The 4,980-nt window shown below is 44.3% G+C and carries 3 protein-coding genes and 1 riboswitch; of the genes, 1 reads left to right on the top strand and 2 read right to left on the bottom strand.

The genetic code is table 11. The annotated features are described in order from the left end of the window. Nucleotides 1-239: 239 nt before the first annotated feature. Nucleotides 240-2,228 (top strand): S8 family serine peptidase, encoded by a 1,989-nt coding sequence (locus tag ACYTXL_RS30120; protein ID WP_461927844.1) that lies wholly within the window; start codon nt 240-242, stop codon nt 2,226-2,228. Between the two features lie 145 nt (nt 2,229-2,373). On the opposite strand, the gene ACYTXL_RS30115 is transcribed toward ACYTXL_RS30120, so the two are convergent. Further along, complete coding sequence (locus ACYTXL_RS30115) at nt 2,374-3,156, bottom strand: ATP-grasp domain-containing protein (protein ID WP_461927843.1); 783 nt, start codon at nt 3,154-3,156, stop codon at nt 2,374-2,376. A gap of 185 nt (nt 3,157-3,341) precedes the next feature. Further along, entirely contained in the window at nt 3,342-4,715 is a 1,374-nt protein-coding gene (gene thiC, locus ACYTXL_RS30110; RefSeq protein ID WP_461927842.1) for a phosphomethylpyrimidine synthase, read from the bottom strand. 7 nt (nt 4,716-4,722) lie between these two features. Further along, nucleotides 4,723-4,819: riboswitch (TPP riboswitch) on the bottom strand. Nucleotides 4,820-4,980 lie beyond the last annotated feature (161 nt).

Genomic DNA, 4,980 nt, shown 5'->3' with positions numbered 1-4,980 from the left:
TCAAGCTATGGCTGACGCTGTAAATTATATTACCGAAGATGATGCCTTCGGTTGGTTCAACCACTGTGGTCTATTTACCTGAAAATTGCTGTAATGAAAGTTTTGTTTGATACTTCTGTCTTAGTTTCTGCATTAATTATCAATCACCCGCAACATTCAGTTTGTTTTTCCAAGATTAAGGCTGCAAAATCTACAAGTGCCCAATTTTTAAGATATTTGATATCCCAGGAGATTAAATTATGGTTCAGGTTCGCTATGGTGGACAGAACGGCCAACAGTATGAACTTGCGATTAGTAACGAACACGTTGTAGTGCGTACCGAAAGCCGCAGTAGCCTTGTTGGTGCAAGACCGTTTGAAGTTGCACCTATGTCAGCCCCAGCTCGTAGCATCCTTAATCAATTCGAGTTAGTAACGCGGTTTCGCCAAGCGGGTGTGGAAATTTTGCGAGCGAAAGTTCCGACTCCGGATGTCGCTTTGCGCGATCGCGCCCGTGAAATTCTCAACCAAGAGTCTGAAGTCCAATTTGCCGGACGTGTTCTTATCGATCCAGTATCCAAACAACCTGTAGTCTACACCGAAAACCTCTTTGTTAAATTCGATAATGAAGAGGAGTTAAGCGTCTACGAGGAGGTATTAGGACGTTACGGCTTAACAATTAAACGCCAACTTGAATATGCACGAAATGCTTACTTTGTCAATGCACCTACAAATACTGGTATAGCCGTCTTTGACATCGCCGAGAGACTTTTGAATCAAGAATCGGTTGAACTGTGCCATCCGGAACTAGTGCGTGAATCACGCCAACGGCAGGTTTTCCCGCAGCAGTGGCATTTAAAGCAAACAACAATTAATGGTAAGGTAATCAAGGCCCATGCTAACGTCGAGGCAGCTTGGAAGTTAAGCGACGGCACAGGGACGATTATTGCAATAATCGACGACGGTGTGGATCTGGATCATGAAGAGTTCCGTTCCTCTGGAAAAATTGTTGCCCCGCGTGATGTCACACGTAAAACTAACAATCCCACGCCGGGAAACGACAATAACCACGGGACAGCCTGTGCAGGAGTAGCTTGTGCAAACGGGAACTTTGGTGCATCTGGTGTGGCACCGGGTGCAAAGCTCATGCCGATTCGTTTAGCTTCGGCGCTGGGTTCGCAGGATGAAGCAGATGCTTTTATTTGGGCGGCTCAAAATGGTGCTGATGTGATTTCTTGTAGCTGGGGACCAGCAGATGGTGTTTGGTTTGAACCAAACGATGCTGTACACAACCAGAAAGTACCTCTGCCTGACTCTACACGACTTGCTATAGATTTTGCAATCAATAAAGGGCGTAACGGCAAAGGCTGTGTAATTTTATTCGCGGCTGGCAATGGTAACGAAAGCGTGGATAACGACGGCTACGCCAGCTATCAAAAGGTGATTGCGGTGGCAGCTTGTAACGACTTCGGCACCAGAAGCCCTTACAGTGACTTTGGTAAGGCAGTGTGGTGCGCCTTCCCCAGCAACAATGGCGATAGTTCTCAAACCCCTGGAATTTGGACAAGCGATCGCTCTGGTGTACTGGGTTATAATTCCGGTAATCGGAATCTGGGTGAGGCCGCAGGTAACTACACAAACGAATTCGGCGGAACTTCTAGTTCTTGTCCAGGTGCAGCCGGTGTAGCAGCCCTGATTATTGCCAGAAACCCAAATCTGCGTTGGGAGGAAGTGCGAGATATTATTAAACACTCCAGCGATCGCATTGATCCATCTGGAGGTAAATATGATACTAATGGTCGCAGCCCCTTCTACGGTTACGGTCGGATGAATGCTCTCAAAGCTGTAGAATTGGCCAAGCCGGCTCAGAGATCGCCTATTAGCATATTCAAAGCAGTCCAAGATATCCCAATTAACGACTTGCAAACATCAACATTATCGTTGGCGATCGCTAATACCAGCCTTGTGAAATCCATCAAAGTTAATGTAGACATTGAGCATACTTTTATTGGCGATCTTGTAGTTACTCTCCTTCCGCCAGTGCAAATAGGGGTACTTCCGATCATTCTGCACGATCGCCAGGGCGGTGGTACAGATAATATTAAAACAACTTATGATGAGGTAAACACCCTTAAACTTGCTGCCTTTAAAGGTAAAAGTCCCCAAGGAACCTGGACTCTGGAAGTTGCAGATAAGGCTGAGACAGATACAGGAAAGATTCGCAGCTTGACTATTGAAATTGAATTTTAAGGCAATACCCTTGGGTTAAAGATAATTGTAGGTTGGGTAGAGCGATCGCTTTACCCAACCTTTTTGCGTAAATTCGTGGTGAATTGAGAGTTTAAATTTAAATGCAGATGTGCTTCACCTTCCCACAGGGTAGGATTGTAAAGGTTTAAACTACCCAAAGTTGAGTAAAACGTTCAGCCGTCCATCCAACAATATCTGATACCTGGCCATCACCAATTTCTACGATCCGCTTAGTACCATCTCTACGCTCTATTACATCTACAGAGAAAAACTGACTTCTAATCCGCTTGGCACATTCAGAAACAATTTCTGGAATTTCTTCATCTGGTAAAGCGGCAAAAGGTTTACCAGATACGACAAAGTAACGCCTCTCGGTTTCAGACACAAAATCTTCAATCTGCCGCACACAAATACCTCCCTCAATACTGCCCCGAAACTTCTGCATCTGGGCAACCACTGTTTTGATTTCCGAAGGTTTATCAATCAACGAACCAACTGAGGTTTTGAGAGACTTAACATAATCTTTGATAAAAAATCCATTCCAGCCAAGCCTATTCAACTCACTCTCTAAATCATCATCGACGGAATAAAATTTAGTCTCTGGAGTTAAATCAGTAATCAGGGGATACCAGTTTATTAGATAGTGTGTGGCTAGATATTCAGCCTTAGAAGTTAAGACACCTGCCCCTGTACTCTCTACAACACTAACTAATAATTCATAATCTCCGGGCGAGAGCATCCAACCCCGATAGACCACTTTTGAATCAGAAGTGGGGACTGGGATAATCTTTGATGAACCAGATCCCAGCGACTCCAAAGAAATAACGGAAGTTGCAAACCCAGCATTTTGCATACAAGCAACTTGCTCCAAGTATGCTGCATCTGCTTTCTTAGGATTAAAGTAATCGCTAGGAAAAAGAAATCTCACAATATTTGGATTGAATATACAGCTAATTACTAACTATAATCCAATACGCTTGGGTTAAAGCTAAAACTCTTTGTCAAAGTCAATTTTTTTAGGATTCATGCATTGACAGGAAATACCAAATATGTGTGATTTAAAAAACCACATCTGTCGTAGGGGCAATTCATGAATTGCCCCTACTGTGTCTGTTAGCTTTGAGTCACAGCCTCTTTCGCCAAGAACTTCTCTAATTCTGTCAGTGCATCAGCATCAACCTTAGTTTGCATTGGGCAGAACTTCGGCCCACACATTGAACAAAACTCAGCAGTTTTATAAATGTCTGCTGGCAAAGTTTCATCGTGATATTCCTTAGCTCTTTCTGGATCGAGTGATAATTCAAACTGACGGTTCCAATCGAAGTTGTAACGCGCCTTAGAAAGTTCATCATCTCTATCCCTAGCACCAGGGCGATGTCTAGCAATATCAGCCGCATGAGCTGCTATTTTATAGGCAATCAACCCATTTCTGACATCTTCGGCATTTGGCAGACCCAAATGTTCTTTAGGTGTTACATAACACAGCATTGCAGTACCGTACCATCCCGCCATTGCTGCTCCAATGGCTGAAGTGATATGGTCATAACCGGGAGCAATGTCTGTCACCAATGGCCCCAACACATAGAAAGGTGCTTCAGAACACTCTTCCATCTGCTTACGGACGTTGAACTCAATTTGATCCATTGGCACATGCCCAGGCCCTTCCACCATCACCTGGACATCATCTTCCCAGGCTTTGCGAGTTAGCTGTCCAAGGGTTTTCAATTCAGCTAATTGTGCTTCATCTGAGGCATCATGGGTGCAACCGGGACGCAGAGAATCTCCTAAACTGAAGGAGACATCATATTTTTTGAAAATTTCGATAATATCTTGGAAGTGGGTATAAAGTGGGTTTTGTTTATGGTGATGTAGCATCCACCGCGCCAAAATACCGCCGCCGCGAGAGACAATACCAGTAATCCGGTTTCTCACCAAAGGCAAATGCTCAATCAAAATTCCTGCATGGATGGTTTGATAGTCTACTCCTTGCTGGGCGTGCTTTTCGATGATATGGAGAAAGTCATCAGCAGTCAGATTCTCGATTGTGCCGTGGACACTTTCTAAAGCTTGATACACTGGCACCGTACCAATGGGAATAGGTGAAGCCTTAATAATGGCGCTGCGAATTTCATCCAAATTACCGCCGCCTGTAGATAAGTCCATCAGGGTATCAGCACCATACTTTACTGCCAGATGCAGCTTATCAACTTCTTCCTGAAGATTAGAAGAGTTGGGGGAAGCGCCGATATTAGCATTTACCTTACATTTGGAGGCGATGCCAATAGCCATCGGCTCTAAATTAGTATGATTAATATTAGCTGGGATAATCATTCGTCCCCGCGCCACTTCCTCACGAATGAGATCAGCAGGGAGATTTTCGCGTTGGGCGACATAGTGCATTTCTTCGGTGATAACACCTTGGCGGGCGTAGTGCATTTGAGATACATTACCCTGCCCACGCCGTTTAGCAACCCATTCTGTCCGCATATTATAATTCCTCGATAAACAGCTTCCCTCCGCTGGTATTACCCAGACTCAGGTGTTAAGGGTGTGATCTCAGCCTGGTTATGTAGGCACCCCTAGCATGGATGTAGTGTAGCACCTTGGTTATATCTGAGAGCAAGGGGGTTATTAAATAATTCGTAATTCGTAATTCGTAATTCGTAATTCGTAATTCGTAATTCGTAATTCGTAATTCGTAATTCGTAATTAAAGACATTTTCAGACGGGGATTTAAACCCCGACTGAAACT

The sequence above is a fragment of the Nostoc sp. genome (genome assembly GCF_054880495.1).
Note: the sequence above shows the minus strand (reverse complement) of the source record. Positions and strands in the feature narration are given on the sequence as shown.